Below are 19,866 nucleotides of genomic sequence, written 5' to 3'. Positions count from 1 at the left end.
ATATCTGAGAAGTAGTACTGATATCTGAGAAGTAGTACTGATATCTGAGAAGTAGTGCTGATATCTGAGAAGTAGTGCTGATATCTGAGAAGTAGTGCTGATATCTGAGAAGTAGTACTGATATCTGGGAAGTAGTGCTGATATCAGAGAAGTAGTGCTGATATCTGGGAAGGTAGTACTGATATCTGGGAAGTAGTGCTGATATCAGAGAAGTAGTGCTGATATCTGGGAAGGTAGTACTGATATCTGGGAAGTAGTGCTGATATCAGAGAAGTAGTGCTGATATCAGAGAAGTGGTGCTGATATCAGAGAAGTGGTGCTGATATCTGGGAAGTAGTGCTGATATCTGGGAAGTAGTGCTGATATCTGGGAAGTAGTGCTGATATCTGGGAAGTAGTGCTGATATCTGGGAAGTAGTGCTGATATCTGGGAAGTAGTGCTGATATCTGGGAAGTAGTGCTGATATCTGGGAAGTAGTGCTGATATCTGGGAAGTAGTGCTGATATCTGGGAGGTAGTACTGATATCTGGGAAGTAGTACTGATATCTGGGAAGTAGTGCTGATATCTGAGAAGTAGTACTGATATCTTGAGAAGTATTGATATCAGAGGAAAGAATGCTGATATATATTAAGTACAGAATTATAAAAAACCAAAAAGCACTCCCTTATAAATATTGGGAGTGCTAAAGAATTAGCTTGCATACATTTCTTTAATTTGTTTCTGTAATTTCTTATCTCGCACGTATTCATCATAACTCATTTCTTTATCAATCAAGCCGTTTGGTGTGATTTCAATCAAACGGTTTGCAATACTATTAACGAATTGATGGTCATGGGAGGTAAATAAGATAGACCCTTTAAACTTCATTAAACCATTATTTAGAGATGTAATCGATTCAAGATCTAAGTGGTTTGTCGGTTCATCCATGATTAACACATTTGCATGGGATAACATCATTTTAGAAAGCATACAGCGAACTTTTTCTCCACCAGATAGAACATTTGCCTTTTTCAAAGCTTGTTCCCCAGAGAACAACATTCTACCTAAAAATCCACGTAGGAATGTTTCTGTTTCATCTTCAGGTGAAAATTGACGGAGCCAATCTACTAAAGTGAGATCGCTGTTTTCAAAGAACTCCGAGTTATCTTTAGGGAAATAAGACTGAGAAGTAGTTACTCCCCATTTAAAACTACCTGCATCAGGTTCCATCTCACCCATTAAAATTTTAAATAGAGTTGTTTTGGCAATATCATCCGGACCAACAAAAGCAACTTTATCATCTTTATTTAACGTAAAGCTCACATTGTCTAAAACTTTCTTGCCACCAATCGTTTTTGTTAATCCTTCCACACGTAGTAAGTCATTTCCAATCTCTCTTTCAGGGGTAAAGGCAATGTAAGGATATTTACGAGAAGATGGTTTAATATCATCCAATGTAATATTATCTAGTAATTTTTTACGAGAAGTTGCTTGTTTTGATTTAGATGCATTTGCGCTGAATCGAGCAATAAATGCTTGCAATTCCTTAATCTTTTCTTCCTTTTTCTTATTAGCTTCTTGTGCCATCTTTGTAGCTAACTGGCTTGATTCATACCAGAAGTCATAGTTTCCAATATAAATTTGGATTTTACCAAAGTCAACGTCAGCAATGTGTGTACACACTTTATTTAAAAAGTGACGATCGTGGGATACTACGATAACAGTATTTTCAAAGTTAATGAGGAACTCTTCCAACCACTGAATTGCTTGAATATCAAGACCATTCGTAGGCTCGTCCAGTAGAAGAATATCAGGGTTACCAAATAAAGCTTGGGCAAGCAATACTTTCACTTTATCGTCCTCAGTAAGCTCTGACATAGTTAGCATATGAAGGGATTCATCAATACCAAGTCCTTTTAATAGAACAGCAGCATCAGATTCAGCTTCCCAACCGTTCATTTCAGCAAATTCACCTTCGAGTTCTGCAGCACGCATACCATCTTCTTCGGTAAAGTCACCTTTCATGTAAATAGCATCTTTTTCTTGCTTTACTTTATATAGGCGCTCATGGCCCATTAATACGGTGTCCAATACTTGATGATCTTCATAAGCGAAGTGGTCCTGTTTTAGAACAGCAAGACGTTCACCTGGAGTTAGAGATACATTGCCTGATTGAGGTTCGATTTCACCAGATAAAATTTTTAGGAACGTCGATTTACCTGCACCATTCGCACCGATTACACCATAACAATTTCCGGGAGTGAATTTTAGATTTACATCTTCAAATAATTTTTTATCGCCATATCGTAAACTTACATTCGTAACCGTAATCATGTAACTAAACTGCCTCCAATTTAAAAAGTAATCAAAGTTAGCTTACGTCATTTCACTAGATACGTCAATGAAAAGTAACAATTATTATAGAACAGCCGTAAAATAACTATTGAAAAATATAAAAAAACTGTCATATTATAAAAAAGCGGAAGCGCCCGTTTAGGAATGTATGAAAGAGATATATAAAACATAAAAGCTTAAGGTATTCCGAATAAACTCATATAAGAGAAGAGGGAAAGTCATGGAAGAGAAAGTAATATACTTATTGTTTACGAATACGGGTACCTTGTTAGCGAGAGTGATTCGGTTGTTTACAGGTCAATCGTTAACCCATGTATCTATTAGTTTTGATCAACAATTAATAGATGTTTATAGTTTTGGGCGTAAAAATGTGAGAAATCCTTTTATTGGTGGATTTGTGAAAGAAGATGTCCGTTGTGGTTTTCTAAGAAAATCGGAATGTGAGATTTATCAACTTGCTGTAGAAGATTTGGAGTATCATCGAATTTTGGAACGAATTTGTGAAATGGAAGCGAAAAAAGATGCTTATAAATACAATTTTATTGGATTATTTGGTGTTCTTTTACAAATTGAATGGAAGCGCAGGAATGCCTTTTTCTGTTCTCAGTTTATTGCTTCTCTACTAAATGAAGTAAAACAAATTCAATTTTCAAAGTCTATTTGTTTCGTGAAGCCAGAAGATATACGAATGCTGGAAGGCCTTCATTTAATGTATAAGGGAGTTCTTGAAAGTTATTATAAAGAGGAGATGGAAGAAGAAGAGCAACTTCAGCGTTTTTTTCTACCATTCTATCTATCTAAAAAGTTAAAACGTATTAAAATAGCGAAGGGGTGAATTCCCTTCGCTATTTTTTCGCCTAAAAGCCTAACTATTCTAATGCATCTATTCCCAACGTTTTGTATGGAATTTGTATACGGAATGCCAAATCATTTGCTTCTAAATCTATCCGTTCTACCGACACGTTGAAATTACTTTTGATATCCATATCTGTTACTGCAACATATATTTCTTCGTTCTTTGGATTAATGGTAACCCACTCGGGCATATCTAAATATTTCCCCATATATTCCATTATTTTCCGATTGGGTAATTCCAATAAGCCAATTGAAATGGAACGCTGTTTCAATATGATGTCACCATTTTCTTGAACAAATGGTTCTAGATGAACGGAAAGAGGAACTGTTGTATTAAAAACAGGTAGTTCTCCTCTTAACTGTACATCGTCTTCTAGTAGAATACGGTATTGATGTCTTGAATTATGAAGCACCTGTTCAAGGTAGGCATTAATCAATTCATTTAGATTTTGTTTTGTTGTTCGAACTACAAACTCCGAACTTTCATTTATTATGTCTTCTGAATGTGGCTTTGGATTCAATTCAGATACAGGCCAAAAAATAAGAATAAGAAGAACTATGAAGACCAGGATATTGAAACCTAATAAACTGTAAAATAGCTTTTTCCACTTATTATTTTCGTTTTTTGTCCCTTCTTGTGTATTCATGGTTTTCAACTCTCTTCACTCATAATGTCATGTGATATATATTCCAATACCCGTTCAGCAATTTTGCGATACCCCTGATAATTGGGATGAAAGTTATCTTCCGAAAATAAACTCGTATCTGTGTCCCGGAATAAATCGCTGGTTGGGACAAACGTTACATGATCATTCATTTCGGCAATGCTTTCTGTTGTGCTATTATAAGTTTCCGCAATAGTGTTTAACTCATCAATGTCTTGAAAATACTTTTCAAATGGATTATAGAAACCAACAAGGTAAATTTCAGCATTTCCATTTAAATTCCTTATTATATTTACGATTTTTCTGAGGTTCTGTTCGTAATGGCCTCTTTGCTCAATAAAATCGTTAAGTTTTAAATTCATAATATTCTCTTTTGCAACTTGCATAATATCATTTGCCCCAATGGTAACGAGGACAATGTCAGCCCTTTTAATAGAAGAACGGATTTCCCTTTCATTTAACCGTTCTAACAATTGGTTCGAGCGGTTTCCGCGCTTTCCGTAGTTTTCAAATTTTGCTATTTCATTATTTTCATTAATCGTTCGTTCCAATATTCCAACATATCCACCTTGGTTTGTTTCATCGCCTACACCTTGCGTTAAGGAGTCCCCAATTGCGACAACTCGTGTATGATTAGACAAGAAGAAGTTTAAGGTGGTTTCTAGTACTTCAGATATCCTGTCTGGAAGGGGCCTTTCCTCTTGAAGAGAAGTATGTTCATTAGGTGTATGTTCTTCCACATCCCTGTTTTCTATAGATGGCTCCGTCTGCTCTTCCGCTTTCGAGGGTTCTTCCTCTTGGTTTGTTACTTCTGCTCTTTTAAAGGTTTGCTGGCTAACAGGTGGGTTTAATTCACTTAAATAAGAAATAAATACGATTGCTAAAACTAATAAAATTCCTATAATAATAAGATATTTACGCTTCATGTCATCACACCTAAGTTGTTTACTTTATTTTATGGTAGTGTGAGTCGTTTCACCACAAAAATAATTTGAATGTTAATTATAACATGTTATATTTTCTATACCCTTATATTTTATTCAATAACATATGATTTAAACAAGAAAGAAGAAAAAGAGTTTAAGTCTTTTTTTACAAGATAAGATATATTAGAATAATTAAAATAGCAGAGCAAATTCAAGTACGAATTGCCCTGCTATTTTTGTATGATTTTCAGTTTTAGTGTTGTAAGCTCCCTTCTAATTACACAAGAGCTGCTTCGTTTATATTACCCCTTAATCGATTTAGTTCATCGTATGGATTTTTGCCAGAAATTACAGTAATTCCATTTGCTTTTTCAACGAAATCAAAGGATTCTTCATCTTCAATCCAAAGAATTTTTACTTGTTTATTCTCAAGATCTTCAATGGAAGAAGCAGATAGGGATGCACTTTTAACCCATAAAGCATCTACTTCATTTGGAATTTCTGCTAAGTTGTTAATAGAAACAATTTGAAACCCGAGTTTTTGTAACTTTGTTGCCGCTTCACTGTTGGAAACAGTTGTTGCAATTACTTTCTTTCTAATTCCTCCATTACGGTCAAATGGGGAAGAGAGTAACCATTTAATTGCGTCCTCTTCTGTTTCTTTAATAACTGGAGCTTCACCAGTAGCTTTTACAATAGCTTGGTCTAGGTCTTTTAAGATGTCATCTGTTGATTCAAGCCCAATAGATAGACGAACAAGTTCTTCAGATGTACCGCTCTTCTTCAAGTCTTCAGCACTTAATTGTTGGTGAGTAGTAGAAGCTGGATGGATAATTAGTGATTTCGCATCCCCAACGTTTGCAACGTGAGATAATAATTTAATATTGTCAATAAGCTTTCTTCCTACCTCACGTCCACCTTTAATACCGAACGTAATGATTGAACCGAAACTATCCTTCAGGTATTTTTTCGCCTTTTCGTGGGATGGGTGATTTTCTAATCCAGGATAGTTAACCCACTCGACTGCTGGGTGATTGTTTAGGTATTCGGCAACTACTTGTGCATTTTTCGTATGTTGCTTAATGCGTAAATGTAAGGTCTCCAATCCTTGTAAAAATAGGAAAGCATTTTGTGGACTTAAACACGCGCCTATGTCACGTAATAATTGGACACGTAATTTTGTAATAAATGCTGCTGGGCCAAGGTCTGCATATTTTAACCCATTATAGCTTTCATCAGGTTCTGTAAACCCTGGGAATTTCCCATTCCCCCAATCAAAACGTCCACCATCTACAACGACACCGCCAATGGTAGTACCATGACCACCAATCCATTTTGTGGCGGAATGTACAACGATATCTGCCCCCCATGAGATTGGTTTTGTAACGTATGGAGTTGCAAATGTGTTATCAATGATTAACGGAATTCCATTCTCATGAGCAATGTCCGCAATGGTTTCTACATCGAATACTTGTAAACTTGGATTTGTAATAATTTCACCAAAAACGGCCTTTGTTTTTTCGTTGATAGCAGCTCTTACTGCTTCAGGGTTTGTTCCATCTACAAATTTAACGTTGATGCCATACTTTGGAAGAGTATTAGCAAAAAGATTGTATGTACCACCATATAGGTTGCTGTCGGCCACAATCTCATCTCCGGCTTCTGCAATATTCAAAATAGCAAATGTTATGGCCGCCATTCCTGATGATAGCGACAGGGCACCAACACCATCTTCTAAAGCTGCTATTCGTTGTTCAAACGCATCCAATGTAGGATTCATGATTCGAGAGTAAATATTACCAGGTTCTGCTAAACCAAATAAATTTTGCGCATGCTCGGTATCACGGAAAACATAAGAAGTTGTTTGATAAATCGGAACCGCACGTGAGCCGGTTGTTGGATCAACCTCTTGACCTGCATGAAGTAATAATGTTTCAGGGTTTTGTAAATCGAATTTAGACATAGATAATTCCTCCTTGAGTGTTTGATTGGTATGTTACTATTCCAAATCTGGAGGTAGAGGGGATGAAAAAAAGCCCTCTTCCTAAGAAGAGGGCTTCTATTTATACAAATAGCCGATCCTCCTCTTATCTTCCAGTTCATGTGACCTGTAGGATTTAGCACCGTAGAAAAGTAAGAGTTACTAACTTTCAGGTTGCCGGGCTTCAAAGGGCCTATTCCCTCCACCGCTCTTGATAAGAGATTTATTGATTAATGCTTAGTATAATGGTCGGGATTCTATTTGTCAATACATTTCAAAAAAATAAATAATTTTATCTTACCTCAAGCTTCTGGGGGAACAAAAAAGGTAGGTGGGAGATCAACTGTCCGTAAAAATCCGACTAAGGGGATGGAGGAAAACCTCCACAGATGGTTGTTTTTCTTTATACATTTAGTATTCTAACTATTGTATTTTCAGGGGCTTAAGTTTTTTTAAACCTATTCAATGAAACTTAACTAAATGCATATATATAAGTATGGAAATGGAAGGGGGATAAGGACGGATGGGAAAGAAATATAAACATATAGAAACAGCAATTATTCACGATGGTTATGAGGATAAAGAAATGTTAGGAAGTTTGGCACCACCCATTTTTCAGACGTCAACTTTTACATTTGATTCAGCAGAACAAGGGGAGTTGCGTTTTTCGGGGAAAGAAGATGGGTATATATATTCGAGACTTGGAAATCCTACTGTAACTATTTTGGAAAAAAAGATAGCTACGTTAGAAAATGGGGAGCGGGGACTAGCTTTTAGTTCAGGGATGGCAGCAGTCTCGGCTGTACTAATCGCCTTATCAAAAGCAAACGATCATATCTTATGCTCTTCAGGTTTATATGGGTGTACGTTTGGTCTTTTAACCATGATGAAGGATAAGTATAACATGAAAGTTGATTTTTCAAATATGGACACCGAAGAAGAAATCCGCTCCAAAGTAAAACCTGAAACAGCGGTCATTTATATTGAAACTCCGATTAACCCGACGATGCGTTTAGTAGATTTAGAAATGGTTTCCAAGGTTGCCAAGGAATTTGATATTCCAGTTGTTGTGGATAATACCTTTTCCACTCCTTATTTACAGAAACCACTTGATTTAGGTTGTGATGTTGTCATTCATAGTGCAACGAAATATATTGGCGGGCATGGAGATGTGATAGCAGGACTCGTGGTTGGGAAGAAGGAATTTGTGGATAAGGTTGCATTAACTACTTTAAAAGACATTGGTGGGGTTATGTCCCCGTTTGATGCCTGGCTTTTAATTCGTGGGTTAAAGACATTGCCTTTACGTATGGATCGCCATTGCGAAAATGCGAAGAAGATCATGGAACATCTCAAAAATCACCCGAAAGTGGATAACGTATTCTATCCACATGATTCAACAAATCCTGACTTCCGTATAGGGAAGAAACAAATGAGAAAAGGTGGGGGAATGGTATCTTTTGAGATTAAGGGAAACAAAAAAGATGCACAACAATTTCTTAATGCTTTATCGATGATAAAAATTGCGGTTAGTCTAGGTGACGCAGAATCACTCATTCAACATCCAGCAACGATGACTCATGCTGTAGTACCTGAAGAATCTCGTAAAAAGATGGGGATTACAGATCAATTAATTCGATTATCGGTTGGTTTGGAAGCATGGCCAGACATTTGGGACGATTTAAAACAAGCATTAGATCAGTTGAAATAAGGAATTGAATATCCACATGCCGAATCAAAGAAAGCGGGGATTGGGCGTGGTAGAATGGAATATGAAACAATATGGATGGAATACTAAACTTCAATGCATCGTTCTTATAATTAGTTAAATGAAGGAAAAGTAAGTATAATATGGATATATTATTCCTATAGGAAGAGGTGAAACAATGGGAATACTAACTTTTTTATTCGCTTTTATCATCGTAATGAACATTTTATTAGGTATTTCTATTGTTTTTCTTGAAAGGAAAAACCCACCATCGACTTGGGCTTGGTTAATGGTACTTTTATTTATTCCGATTTTAGGCTTTATCCTCTATTTAATTTTTGGCCGCTCCCTATATAGAAAACGTATTTTTACCTGGGATCGAAAAACATGGATAGCGTTCAGGAAGTCAGTAAAGGATCAGATGGGTGTTTTCCATAACCATCAGTTTCGGTTTAATAATCCGAATATGCAGGAGTATTCGGATATTGCCTACTTGCATCTACGAAATGATGATGCCGTTCTTACCCAGGATAATGATGTTCAAATTTTTACGGATGGAAAAAAAAAGTTTGATTCATTAATAGAGGACTTAGAAAAGGCGGAAGATCATATCCATCTTCAATATTATATAATACGAAATGATGAGCTCGGACAAAGAATTGCAAGAACATTAATAAGGAAAGCGAAGCAAGGAGTAGAAGTACGTGTACTATACGATGATTTGGGGTCTCGTTCGTTAAGTAAAAAATTCCTCCATAAACTTCGAAAGGAAGGGGTTCAGATTGAGGCATTTTTCCCTTCTACATTCTTAAAAATTAACTTTGAAATTAATTATCGGAATCACCGAAAAGCAGCCATCATTGATGGGAGGATTGCTTATATAGGTGGTTTTAATATTGGTGATGAATACCTTGGGAAAAAGAAAAAATTCGGTTACTGGCGTGATACCCATTTACGAATAGAGGGACATGCAGTAAATAGCATACAGACAAGGTTTGTTTTAGATTGGAACCATGCGTCAAGACGGGATATTTTATATAATAAACGTTATTATAATGCTAAACCTAGTGGTAATGTAGGAATGCAAATTGTTTCGAGTGGTCCGGATTCAGAGTTGGAACAAATAAAGTATGGTTACATTAAAATGATTTTATCAGCTAAGGAATATATTTACATTCAAACACCGTACTTTATTCCTGATAATAGTCTTTTTGACGCATTAAGAATTGCGGCATTTTCCGGTGTGAAGGTTAGGTTAATGATTCCGAATAAACCAGATCATCCATTTGTTTATTGGGCAACACTTTCTTATTCTGGAGAATTACTAGCTGCGGGTGCGGAAGTGTATATTTACCAAAATGGCTTTCTCCATGCCAAGACAATTGTAGTTGATGGAAAGATAGCCTCGGTGGGTACAGCAAATATTGATGTACGAAGTTTCCAACTTAATTTTGAAGTGAATGCATTTATTTATGACCAAGAAATCTCCAAACAATTAGTGGATGCCTTTAATCAAGATATAAAATTATCTACGCAGATGACGGAAAAACTATATAATAAACGTACGATCGGGATTCGATTTAAGGAGTCGATTTCTCGTTTAATTTCACCGGTACTATAATGGGAGGATATACACAGAAATGGAATTAGAAGCAAAGGCTTGTTCAGAATCAAGAGCAATAAAAACAACACTTGTACTTCCGCCAGATACGAATAATCATGGAACTCTTTTTGGTGGAAAGTTATTAGCACATATTGATGAGGTCTCGTCCATCGCTGCATTAAAGCATGCAAGAAAAAATGTTGTAACAGCATCCATGGACTCTGTTGACTTCTTATCCCCAGTAACATTAGGGCAAACAATCACAATAGAAGCATTTGTTACATATGCACACCGGACGTCTATGGAGATTTTCGTTAAGGTAGTAACAGAAAATGTAATAACGAGTGAAGAAAGAGTGTGTAATACCGCATTTTTAACGTTTGTGGCATTAGATGAAAATGGAAAACCAGATGTAGTTCCTGCCGTTTATCCAGAAACAGAACAGGAAAGGGCACTTCATGAAGCGGCTATCGAACGTGCAGAACAACGTAAAGCAAGAAGAAAACGTTCGAAAGAGTTTGCGGAGAAATTTGGATTTTAAAAATGAATGGGTGAGTGACCATACAGCTAAAAATGGTCACTCATGTTAAATAAATGATGATAAGTCTAATAGTAAATGTCAATTTTCTATGACTTTGGTTCAACTTCCTCATAGGTGATAAAGTCTTCTGCCCAATTTTGAATTTCCTTTATAACAGGTTCTAAAGCTTTCCCTTTATCTGATAGACTATATTCAATCCGAACTGGAAATTCAGAGTAAATAGTACGTTTAACAATTCCTTCCTTTTCAAGCGTCTTTAAACGATCAGAGAGCAATCTTCCACTTATAGGCAAATCAGTTTCCATCTCTGAAAATCGCTTCGGCCCTTGCAATAATTCAAATAATATAAGACCAACCCAGCGTTTACTAAGAAGTCCCATTGCTTTTTCAAATCGTGGACATAATTTCTCCATTCTGATCACCTCAATCTCATCTATTAATTACTAAAAGTAACTAAATGTCATTTTAGCAAAATCTGAACGATGAGTAAAGAACTTGGAGAAAATGGAATAAGCAATTAAGAAGGTATTTCATATGAAAAAGTGGAATAATAATAGTGGTAAAACTAATTAATTGGAGGGGAAAAGATGGTAGACCATCAATCACTGGAAAAATATGCAGAATTAGCATTAAAAACAGGAGTAAATTTACAGCCCAATCAAGCATTAATGATTAATGCACCGATTGAAGGAGCAGATTTTACAAGAATAGTTGCGAAGAAGGCGTATGAACTTGGTGCAAAGGATGTACATATTAACTGGTCAGATGACGAGTTAGCATTATTAAAATATGAGAATGCCCCAGATGAAGTTATCGGTTCATTCCCAGAATGGCGTGTCATGCTTCATGATATGTATGCTAAGGATGGAGCTGCTGTATTAAGCATTCGTTCTACCGATCCTGATTTACTTCAAAATATTGATCCAAAGCGAGTGGCAATGGCAAACAAAGCAGCAGGAGAGGCCCTGAAAAATTTTCGCAAATATACAATGAATGATAAAATACCGTGGTCTATTATTTCTATTCCTTCAGGCGATTGGGCACAAAAAATATTCCCAGATAAAACAAAAGCGGAAGCTATCGAAAGTCTATGGGACGCTATTTTAAAAATTGTCCGTGTCGATCAAGACGACCCAGTTGCAGCATGGGATGCGCATAATCAAACATTAAAGGAAAAGAGAGAAGAATTAAACGCTAAGAATTACAAGAAATTAATTTTTAAGGCTCCTGGTACGAACTTAGAAATAGAACTTCCAGAAGGTCACATATGGAAGGGTGGATCTGCTCAAGCAGAAACAGGAGTAACATTTAATCCTAACATGCCGACAGAAGAAGTATTCTCCGTGCCACATAAATATGGTGTGAATGGAACGGTCGCTAGTACGAAGCCATTAAACTATGGTGGAAGTGTGATTGATCATTTCAGTTTAACTTTCAAAGACGGGGAAGTAGTTGATTTTAAGGCCGAGCAAGGGGAAGAAGTATTAAAACATCTTTTAGATTCAGATGGAGGGGCACGTCGATTAGGTGAAGTAGCTTTAGTACCGCATGAATCTCCGGTTTCTCAGTCTGGACTTATTTTCTATAATACATTATTTGATGAAAATGCTTCTTGTCATATCGCACTTGGAAAGGCTTATCCAACGAATATAGAAAATGGCTCAACCATGTCAGATGAGGAACTACACAAACATGGTGTCAATGATAGCCTTGTTCATGTGGATTTCATGATAGGCTCTCATGAATTGGATATTGATGGGGTCAAGCAAGATGGAACAGTGGAACCAATTTTTAGAAATGGTACATGGGCATAAATAATAGCAGGCACAAGGGATAGGCTTTTCCCTTGTGCCTGCTTTTTTGGGTGAATCCTTCCTGTGAAAACTAGGGGGATTCCCCATTGGGTTGTTTACGGTAACTCATAGGTGTTATGAGTGCCGGAACAAGCGCCAAAAAATCTAATTTGGTAACTCATCGGATTATGAGTGCCGGAACAAGCGCAAAAAAATTTAATTCGGTAACTCATCGACGTTATGAGTGCCCGAGCAGGCGCCAAAAAATCTAATTCGGTAACTCATAGGTGTTATGAGTGCCGGAACAAGCGCCGAAAAATCTAATTCGGTAACTCATTGGCATTATGAGTGCCCGAACAGACGTCAAAAAGTCTAATTCGGTAACTCATAGGTGTTATGAGTGCCGGAACAAGCGCCAAAAAATCTAATTCGGTAACTCATCGGATTATGAGTGTCGGAACAAGCGCAAAAAAATCCAATTCGGTAACTCATCGTGTTTACGAGTGCTCATTTGAGAGTGAAGCGCATGATTCTGATCACATCATACAAGAAGCAAAAAAGGCTACCTCCCAAAATCTATTGGGGGATAGCCTTCTATTACATCCATCCATTTTTCACAAGCACCGCTTTTATCATCGTGTAATTATAATCCTCAGGTAAAGCTTCTTTCAATGGCTTAAGTTTTTCCTCGGTAATTTGACTTCGAGCTTCTAGTACCACTTTCTCTTCCTCTTCATTAAAAAAGATGTCCCAAGCAACAGGATATCCATCTTTGTATGCTTTAAAAATATGATTTTCAATTGTTTGGTTAGACATATCACGTATGGCGGCAATATCCTTTAGTGATTTTCCTGACTGAAACATTTGGTAACTAATGAGATGACTTGGTTGATCATCTCCAGGTTGTTTCTTCGTTTTCGGTCTTGGTCTAGTATCTGTAATGCGAACTCTTTCTTTTACATCTGGATGGTCAGTTCTCCATTGTTGGATTACTTCTAAGAAAGCTTCTCCATATTGCTCAAATTTCTTTTCACCTATCCCTTTAATGGCAAGCATATCTTCCCTTGTTGTTGGAAAATAACGACTTAGCTCTTTTAATGTTGCGTCTGAAAATAAAATATATGGTGGAATTCCTTCTTCATCTGCAATTTTCTTACGAAGAGAGCGAAGACTCGAGAATAAATCTTCAAAGAAATCTGTTTCTTCGCTATTAGGAATGGTTGGTGCGAACATCCAAACACTTTCTTTCCCTTTCAAAATATCAACAGATTTTTGATTCAGTTTTAGAGTAGGATATTTTCCCTCTTCGGTTGAAAGCATTCGTTCAGCAATAAGGAGTTGAATCTGCTCTGTGATCTCCTTTTCAGTATAGTTAGACATGAGACCATAGGTAGTTAATTTATTCAATCCAAATGTATAAATCTTCTTATCCTTCGATCCTTTTAATACTTTTGCTGTCATCGTAACGCCAAACCGTTCACCCATTCGTTTGACACAAGAGAGTATTTTTTGTGCTTCTTCTGTGATGTCGGTCTTTTCTTGTCCTTGAATACAGTTACTGCAACGGCCACAATTTTTTTCTGATTGATTATCATCAAAATAATCTAATATGAAATCTTGCAGGCAGCTGTGAGTGTGGCAATAATTCATCATTTCTTGTAATTTTCGATATTCATTTTGTTTCGCTGACTCGTCCATCAAGGATTGCTCAATCAGAAATTTTTGCAGTTGTACATCCTGCGGGGAGAAAAGCAATATGCAATCACTCGGCTCTCCATCTCGACCGGCCCTTCCAGCTTCCTGATAATACGATTCAATATTCATTGGCATCGCATAATGAATGACGTAGCGAACATTCGATTTATCAATTCCCATACCAAAAGCATTCGTAGCAATCATTACGTTCGTTTCATCATGAATGAAGGAGTTTTGTGCTTCTTTTCTCTCTGTTTCCGACATTCCTGCATGATATTTGGCAACGGACAACCCGAGTCGTGAAAGTTGTTCATATAAACTATCTGCTTGCTTACGTGTAGCCGTATAAATAATCCCAGATTCTACCTTATGTTCGTTTAAAAAAGTACGAATATAACTGGTTCTATCTTTCCCCTTAACAACGTGAAAGGCTAAATTGTCACGGGCAAATCCGGTATTGATAACATGATCGATATGTAAAAGGTGCTGAATATCGTGGATGACCTCTTCCGTTGCGGTAGCTGTAAGTGCTACAAACACAGGAATATTAGAAATTTGTTTTAATGTACTTACAATCGACCTGTAACTTGGCCTGAAATCATGCCCCCACTGAGAGATACAGTGAGCTTCATCAAAAGCTACTAGAGCAATTTGTATTTGATTCATGATGTTAACAAAGAGGCCAGATTCAAATCGTTCGGGTGCAACGTAAACAAATTTGTATCGACCTTGCATGACATCATTCAATCGGAGTTGCTGCTCAGATTGGGAAAGGGAACTATTGATAAAAGTGGCAGGGATACCATATGCGTTTAGTGCATCCACCTGATCCTTCATGAGTGATATTAATGGGGAAATAATGATAGCCGTTCCATCCATGGACAAACCGGGGATTTGATAACATAAGGACTTTCCGCCTCCTGTTGGCATGACAGCAAGTGTATTATTTCGTTGTAGGACATGCTCAATTGTTTCCTTTTGACCAGGCCGAAATGTCTCATAGCCAAAATACGTTTGTAAAATTTTCTCCTCTTTTGTGAGCATGAAACAATCCTCCTTTTTCATATATCTTATTGCTATTGCTGCTTCTATAGATTGTTATTTTAATAATAAATAGTTTTAGATTATAGTGCGTGTTCAAAGAAAAAGACCGAGATCGACTAAATGCGCCACGTCCTATTGCAACGCTGCTCCTACATAGGGGCATGTCATTTTCACCGGACTTTTTGAACAACCTGTTATAGCCCTAAATTAATAGTAACCATTGCTAAAATAATCATAACATGATAAAACCATTTTAATAATATTATCCTATCATAATTTAACATGAATAGTACTTTCTACAGAACTTTTTCGTAGAAGTTTGGTTAGAATAGTATTTTAATAAATAACGACAAATTCATTTACATACTCATCTGACATCTATAAAATGTCCATTATATACTTTTTGATTAGGAGGGGTGAGATGGGTCCTTCATTACTACTAGAAATTGCGCTTATTGGTATTTTAGGAATAGGTTCGCAATGGCTTGCTTGGCGCTATAGAATGCCTGCAATTGTTATCATGTCTGTTACGGGCTTAATAGTAGGGCCAATTTTTGGAATTATTAATCCTGAAGAAGACTTTGGAGATTTATATAGTCCCATTATTTCAGTAGCCGTGGCTATTATATTATTCGAAGGTAGCTTGAATTTAAGTTTTAAGGAATTAAAGGGCATTGGAAAGCCAATTTTCCGGATATCTACAGTTGGGGCACTGATTGCTTGGATTTTAGGTTCACTAACAGCCCATTATATAGCTGGATTGTCTTGGGCGGTTGCCTTTGTAATTGGTGGGCTGTTTATTGTTACTGGTCCAACGGTTATTATGCCATTACTAAGACAAGCAAAATTAACATCAAGACCAGCCAAAGTATTAAAGTGGGAAGGGATTATTGTTGACCCAATTGGAGCATTAGTGGCAGTTTTTGCTTTTGAAATCATTACTTTCATTACAGCAGATAATCCTGATGGTTCACAGTTAATCTTGTTCTTCACTGCTTCGGTTTTTGCAATTATATTAGGTTGGGCACTTGGAAGAGGTTTAGGTTGGGTGTTTGAAGAAGGACATATACCGGAATTCTTAAAATCGCCTGCAGTTGTAGTTGTTGTTATTTTTGGTTTTACAGTGGCGGATTTAGTCATGCATGAAACGGGTCTATTATCGGTTACTGCGATGGGGATTACGTTAGCAAACATAGGAATTAGCTCCATTTCCGATATGAGGCATTTTAAAGAGAATATTTCTATATTACTTATTTCCACTATTTTTATTATGCTAACGGCTTCCTTAGAGGTGGATACATTATTACACATTTTCAGTCCTAACATTATTGGTTATGTGTTATTAATGATGTTCATCGTAAGACCATTGTCTATATTTTTATCAACCATTGGGACATCTTTATCATTAAATGAAAAAGTATTACTTGGGTGGATTGCACCAAGAGGAATTGTTGCATTAACTGTATCTAGTTACTTTGCTACAATTCTACTTGATGCTGGGTACCAAGATGCTTCTATCTTGACAACATTAACCTTTGCCCTTGTATTCTTTACTGTACTATCTCATGGTTTTTCTATCGGTTGGTTAGCTAGAAAGTTGGGTCTATCTGAAGAAGGAAAACCAGGTGTACTGATTATTGGAAGTAACCCATTTACAGTTCGATTGGCGGATTCGTTAAAGAAGTCAAGTATACCGGTTATCATTGTTGATTCATCATGGGAGCATTTAAAGCTTGCAAGAAAGGCTGGGGTTCCTTTCTACCGCGGAAATATGCTTTCCGAACAGACAGAGCATATGCTAAACACGATTCCATATGATTATTTACTCGCTGCAACGGATGACCATGCATATAATTCCCTTACATGTACGACTTTCCTTCCTGAATATGGAAGGACAAATGTCTTTAAAATTAGTCCATACGATGTAGTGGATAACTCTACTGGAGTTGTTTCTAGAGTTGGAGGAAGAATTTTGTTTGACAGGAAGTTCTCCATCGAAGTTCTAAATGAAAAAATAGAAAAAGGCTTTGTTTTCCGTAGAACGACATTAACGGAACAATATGGCCTGAAACAATATCTAGATGAAAAAGATGATTCAACCGTATTCTTGTATTTAATTAAACCAAATGGTGTCTTGAAGTTTTTCTCAGAGGAAATGCGGACCATTCCATCCACAGGAGACACCATCGTTAGTCTAACCCCACCACTTAAAGAAAAAGAAAAGATTCAGGCAAAGTTAGATAAGGTGAGAGAACAATCAGATGATGTGTAATAGGTAAAAGAAGCAGCTCGAATACACGACGATATCATGAGAAGTGAAGGGTATTCGAGCTGCATTAATACACTTAATCCATTTCATCTAACTGACGATTAACTTCCGCAATTTCATCTTCCAAGCGCGCTAATTGATTTTGAGCAGATGACACTCTGCCTTTTACATACTCCAATTTATCTAAATCGCTTTGAATACGAACATAATCCGATTTTAATTCCGCTAGTTTTGCTTCAAGTTCCTTTTTCGTCATTTTCACACATCCCCCTTACGTATAGTCTAGCTAAATCCTCTTTATAAAACAAGAAAATCCGTTATAATGAAGGCATATCATATGTTTTTATTTCGGAGGTTTATGAATGAAAATTATATTTTCCTCTTCTATTAAAAATTACTTGGAGAAGGTAGAACCATTACTATTGCGTAAAGAGTCTTCCAATAATTTAATGCTTGGTCTATTAGAATATTTTAAAACAACCATGACAAAAGATGTTTATTGCGGATATATAGAAGATGGTGGAGAAGTGATATATGCTTTTATGCAAACTGTACCTAATAATTGGATATTGGCAGATGTAGATCATGTTGATGATCAACTATTTTCAACTCTAGCGAATTTCTTTTATAAAAAAGCAATTAAGGTGCCAGGAGTACTGGGGCCTATTCATAATGTGGAATGCTTTGTTCGAGAATGGTTGAAATATAAAAAGGTAAAAGCTTCTATAAAAATGAACCAGGTTATTTATCAATTAAATGAGGTTCGAATTACACCAAGCCCAAATGGGGAATTAGTAAAGGCAACGAAATCAGAGCACGAACTAATAAAAAGCTGGCTCATTCAGTTTGGAAAAGAAACAAAGGAAAAACCAATTACTGAAATTAAAGCTAGTCAAATGGCAACAAAATATATTGAGAATGAAAGTTTGTACTTGTGGAAAGTGGATGGGATGCCCGTATCGATGGCTAACCAATCGAGGAGAACCAAAAATGGAGTATCCATTAATGCGGTATTTACCCCAGATGAATTTAAACGAAATGGCTATGCCACAAATATCGTGGCAGCTTTAAGTCAAAAGTTATTGGATAGCGGTTACCAATTTTGTAGTCTATATACCGACAGAGAGAACCCAACGTCCAATAAAATTTATTCAAATATTGGGTATGACGTAGTAGGATCGTCGGTGGTGTATGAGTTTAAGTGAGAGGGACAAGGGGACAGGTGCACTGTCCCGGTTCAACCTCTGTCCCCCTTTCACTTTTAAATCAAAGCATCTTCTTTATCCTTTTTAGAATTTACATACGTTTGATAAAAATGAACGATAATGGTTCGAACGACGGCGTATGTTGGGACTGCAAATAGAATTCCAAGGAAGCCAGCAATACTACCCGCTGCAATAATGACAGTCATTACAGTTAAAGGATGAATATTTAGTGCCTGCCCCATCACGTTCGGGGAAATCAAGTTACTTTCAATTTGCTGTGCAACAATCATAATAATGGAAACCCAGATTAAATTGTAAGGGTCCTGGATGGTTCCGACTATCAAAGCTGGAGTAACTGCTAAAAACGGTCCGAGATACGGAATTACGTTCGTCATCATGCCAAATAGTGCCAAAATCAAGGCATAGTTTAAATCAATAATGACATATCCTATAAATAATAATACTCCAACACAAAAGCTTACGAATAATTGTCCTTGAATAAAGCTTGATAAAACATGATCAATCTTAGCTAATAAACTACGAATATTATCAGCCTTTTCCTTCTTGAATATCTGTAAGACAAATGGTAATAACTTTTCCCCATCCTTCAACATGAAAAATAAGAAAAATGGTACCATAACAAGTCCAGCAACAATACTAATAACTTGGCCAATAAAGCCACCTAGAAGCCCAAAAAGGTTATCTAAAATATTTTGCATGTGGTTCGGAATATTGCTGATAAAATCTTCTATTGCAACAATGATTTGTGGTGGAATACTTGTGTAATTAATTCTCCAGTAAAATATGAAATCCTCAATAGCTGCAATCATTCCGGGAATCCCATACATCAAATTCGTAACCTGCTTCTGTAAAATTGGCCATACATACATAATAAATACTGTTAAAAGTAATAGAATAACGAGGAATACTAGAATGACAGCAATAATTCGTCCAACTTTTAGTTTCCGCTCAAAAAAATGCATCAAAGGTCGTGTGAGGTAATATAAAATCCCCGCACCAATTAATGGAAAGGCGATGGCTCCAATATATTGCAAAATAGGAATGAATATAAAACTTGTATAATTTAATAATAAGATTAATAGAAATAAAAGAATTAAAAAACTAAGAACGTTAAACCAACGCTTTTGAAACATTCCATTACCCTCTTTCTCTTGATATAACTAACTTCATTTTAAACGATAGATGATAGAAATTGGAAATTTAAGGCATATTTACTTACTATTTT

General features: G+C 36.5%; 15 protein-coding genes and 1 riboswitch. Of the genes, 7 read left to right on the top strand and 8 right to left on the bottom strand.

All coding sequences use genetic code 11. The features are described 5' to 3' along the window. Positions 1-691 precede the first annotated feature (691 nt). A complete protein-coding gene (locus KM885_RS07435; RefSeq protein ID WP_047184487.1) occupies positions 692-2,314 on the bottom strand; it encodes an ABC-F family ATP-binding cassette domain-containing protein in 1,623 nt (540 codons plus the stop codon). A 241-nt stretch (positions 2,315-2,555) separates the two neighbouring features. On the opposite strand from KM885_RS07435, the gene KM885_RS07430 reads away from it, so the two are divergent. After that, positions 2,556-3,170 carry a hypothetical protein gene (locus KM885_RS07430; RefSeq protein ID WP_047184488.1) on the top strand — a complete coding sequence of 205 codons (615 nt, stop codon included), beginning with the start codon at positions 2,556-2,558 and terminating at the stop codon, positions 3,168-3,170. Between the two features lie 34 nt (positions 3,171-3,204). Here the strand turns inward: KM885_RS07430 and KM885_RS07425 are convergent, their stop codons facing one another. The 3 genes from KM885_RS07425 to KM885_RS07415 all read right to left on the bottom strand — a co-directional run bounded on the left by KM885_RS07425 (position 3,205) and on the right by KM885_RS07415 (position 6,744). Further along, a complete protein-coding gene (locus KM885_RS07425; RefSeq protein ID WP_047184500.1) occupies positions 3,205-3,837 on the bottom strand; it encodes a YpmS family protein in 633 nt (210 codons plus the stop codon). Between the two features lie 5 nt (positions 3,838-3,842). Beyond that, positions 3,843-4,781 (bottom strand): SGNH/GDSL hydrolase family protein, encoded by a 939-nt coding sequence (locus KM885_RS07420; RefSeq protein WP_204798372.1) that lies wholly within the window; start codon positions 4,779-4,781, stop codon positions 3,843-3,845. A gap of 277 nt (positions 4,782-5,058) precedes the next feature. After that, on the bottom strand, positions 5,059-6,744 hold the full coding sequence (locus KM885_RS07415; RefSeq protein ID WP_204798828.1) for a PLP-dependent aspartate aminotransferase family protein: 1,686 nt from the start codon (positions 6,742-6,744) through the stop codon (positions 5,059-5,061). A 121-nt stretch (positions 6,745-6,865) separates the two neighbouring features. Then, positions 6,866-6,983, bottom strand: a riboswitch (SAM riboswitch). 302 nt (positions 6,984-7,285) lie between these two features. On the opposite strand from KM885_RS07415, the gene megL reads away from it, so the two are divergent. The 3 genes from megL to KM885_RS07400 all read left to right on the top strand — a co-directional run bounded on the left by megL (position 7,286) and on the right by KM885_RS07400 (position 10,614). Next, entirely contained in the window at positions 7,286-8,473 is a 1,188-nt protein-coding gene (gene megL, locus KM885_RS07410; RefSeq protein ID WP_204798827.1) for a methionine gamma-lyase, read from the top strand. A gap of 175 nt (positions 8,474-8,648) precedes the next feature. Further along, on the top strand, positions 8,649-10,091 hold the full coding sequence (gene cls / locus KM885_RS07405; protein ID WP_204798826.1) for a cardiolipin synthase: 1,443 nt from the start codon (positions 8,649-8,651) through the stop codon (positions 10,089-10,091). Positions 10,092-10,110: 19 nt separating this feature from the next. Beyond that, positions 10,111-10,614: an acyl-CoA thioesterase gene (locus KM885_RS07400; RefSeq protein ID WP_047184493.1), complete on the top strand. Its 504-nt coding sequence runs from the start codon at positions 10,111-10,113 to the stop codon at positions 10,612-10,614. A gap of 86 nt (positions 10,615-10,700) precedes the next feature. Here KM885_RS07400 and KM885_RS07395 read toward each other — a convergent pair whose 3' ends face one another. Next, a complete protein-coding gene (locus KM885_RS07395; protein WP_047184494.1) occupies positions 10,701-11,027 on the bottom strand; it encodes a winged helix-turn-helix transcriptional regulator in 327 nt (108 codons plus the stop codon). Positions 11,028-11,201: 174 nt separating this feature from the next. On the opposite strand from KM885_RS07395, the gene KM885_RS07390 reads away from it, so the two are divergent. Further along, the gene (locus KM885_RS07390) at positions 11,202-12,428 is read left to right on the top strand and encodes an aminopeptidase (protein ID WP_204798663.1); all 1,227 of its coding nucleotides are present in this window, start codon (positions 11,202-11,204) and stop codon (positions 12,426-12,428) included. A 576-nt stretch (positions 12,429-13,004) separates the two neighbouring features. Here the strand turns inward: KM885_RS07390 and recQ are convergent. Next, positions 13,005-15,146 carry a DNA helicase RecQ gene (gene recQ, locus KM885_RS07385; protein WP_204798664.1) on the bottom strand — a complete coding sequence of 714 codons (2,142 nt, stop codon included), beginning with the start codon at positions 15,144-15,146 and terminating at the stop codon, positions 13,005-13,007. 421 nt (positions 15,147-15,567) lie between these two features. On the opposite strand from recQ, the gene KM885_RS07380 reads away from it, so the two are divergent. Next, positions 15,568-17,418 carry a cation:proton antiporter gene (locus KM885_RS07380; RefSeq protein ID WP_216883736.1) on the top strand — a complete coding sequence of 617 codons (1,851 nt, stop codon included), beginning with the start codon at positions 15,568-15,570 and terminating at the stop codon, positions 17,416-17,418. Positions 17,419-17,491: 73 nt separating this feature from the next. Here KM885_RS07380 and KM885_RS07375 read toward each other — a convergent pair whose 3' ends face one another. Continuing rightward, positions 17,492-17,671, bottom strand: coding sequence for an SE1832 family protein (locus tag KM885_RS07375; protein ID WP_047186635.1), 180 nt, complete (start codon positions 17,669-17,671; stop codon positions 17,492-17,494). 106 nt (positions 17,672-17,777) lie between these two features. Here KM885_RS07375 and KM885_RS07370 point away from each other — a divergent pair, with 106 nt between their 5' ends. Then, positions 17,778-18,620: a GNAT family N-acetyltransferase gene (locus tag KM885_RS07370; RefSeq protein ID WP_047186636.1), complete on the top strand. Its 843-nt coding sequence runs from the start codon at positions 17,778-17,780 to the stop codon at positions 18,618-18,620. Between the two features lie 56 nt (positions 18,621-18,676). Here KM885_RS07370 and KM885_RS07365 read toward each other — a convergent pair whose 3' ends face one another. After that, positions 18,677-19,774, bottom strand: a complete 1,098-nt coding sequence (locus KM885_RS07365; protein ID WP_047186637.1) for an AI-2E family transporter — start codon at positions 19,772-19,774, stop codon at positions 18,677-18,679. Positions 19,775-19,866: the final 92 nt, after the last annotated feature.

This window comes from Oceanobacillus caeni, assembly GCF_019037185.1.
GTDB lineage: Bacteria > Bacillota > Bacilli > Bacillales > Amphibacillaceae > Oceanobacillus > Oceanobacillus caeni.
The sequence above is the reverse complement of the archived record's forward strand: the minus strand, read 5'-3'. Positions and strand labels throughout refer to the sequence as shown.

What these genes read in the sequence shown, in the direction of transcription:
- KM885_RS07370 (WP_047186636.1), top strand. Translation starts at nt 17,778, where the DNA reads ATGAAAATTATATTTTCCTCTTCTATTAAAAATTACTTGGAGAAGGTA.
- KM885_RS07390 (WP_204798663.1), top strand. Translation starts at nt 11,202, where the DNA reads ATGGTAGACCATCAATCACTGGAAAAATATGCAGAATTAGCATTAAAA.
- KM885_RS07425 (WP_047184500.1), bottom strand. Translation starts at nt 3,837, where the DNA reads ATGAATACACAAGAAGGGACAAAAAACGAAAATAATAAGTGGAAAAAG.
- KM885_RS07430 (WP_047184488.1), top strand. Translation starts at nt 2,556, where the DNA reads ATGGAAGAGAAAGTAATATACTTATTGTTTACGAATACGGGTACCTTG.
- megL (WP_204798827.1), top strand. Translation starts at nt 7,286, where the DNA reads ATGGGAAAGAAATATAAACATATAGAAACAGCAATTATTCACGATGGT.
- KM885_RS07365 (WP_047186637.1), bottom strand. Translation starts at nt 19,774, where the DNA reads ATGTTTCAAAAGCGTTGGTTTAACGTTCTTAGTTTTTTAATTCTTTTA.
- KM885_RS07375 (WP_047186635.1), bottom strand. Translation starts at nt 17,671, where the DNA reads ATGACGAAAAAGGAACTTGAAGCAAAACTAGCGGAATTAAAATCGGAT.
- KM885_RS07420 (WP_204798372.1), bottom strand. Translation starts at nt 4,781, where the DNA reads ATGAAGCGTAAATATCTTATTATTATAGGAATTTTATTAGTTTTAGCA.
- KM885_RS07380 (WP_216883736.1), top strand. Translation starts at nt 15,568, where the DNA reads ATGGGTCCTTCATTACTACTAGAAATTGCGCTTATTGGTATTTTAGGA.
- KM885_RS07395 (WP_047184494.1), bottom strand. Translation starts at nt 11,027, where the DNA reads ATGGAGAAATTATGTCCACGATTTGAAAAAGCAATGGGACTTCTTAGT.
- KM885_RS07415 (WP_204798828.1), bottom strand. Translation starts at nt 6,744, where the DNA reads ATGTCTAAATTCGATTTACAAAACCCTGAAACATTATTACTTCATGCA.
- KM885_RS07435 (WP_047184487.1), bottom strand. Translation starts at nt 2,314, where the DNA reads ATGATTACGGTTACGAATGTAAGTTTACGATATGGCGATAAAAAATTA.
- cls (WP_204798826.1), top strand. Translation starts at nt 8,649, where the DNA reads ATGGGAATACTAACTTTTTTATTCGCTTTTATCATCGTAATGAACATT.
- KM885_RS07400 (WP_047184493.1), top strand. Translation starts at nt 10,111, where the DNA reads ATGGAATTAGAAGCAAAGGCTTGTTCAGAATCAAGAGCAATAAAAACA.
- recQ (WP_204798664.1), bottom strand. Translation starts at nt 15,146, where the DNA reads ATGCTCACAAAAGAGGAGAAAATTTTACAAACGTATTTTGGCTATGAG.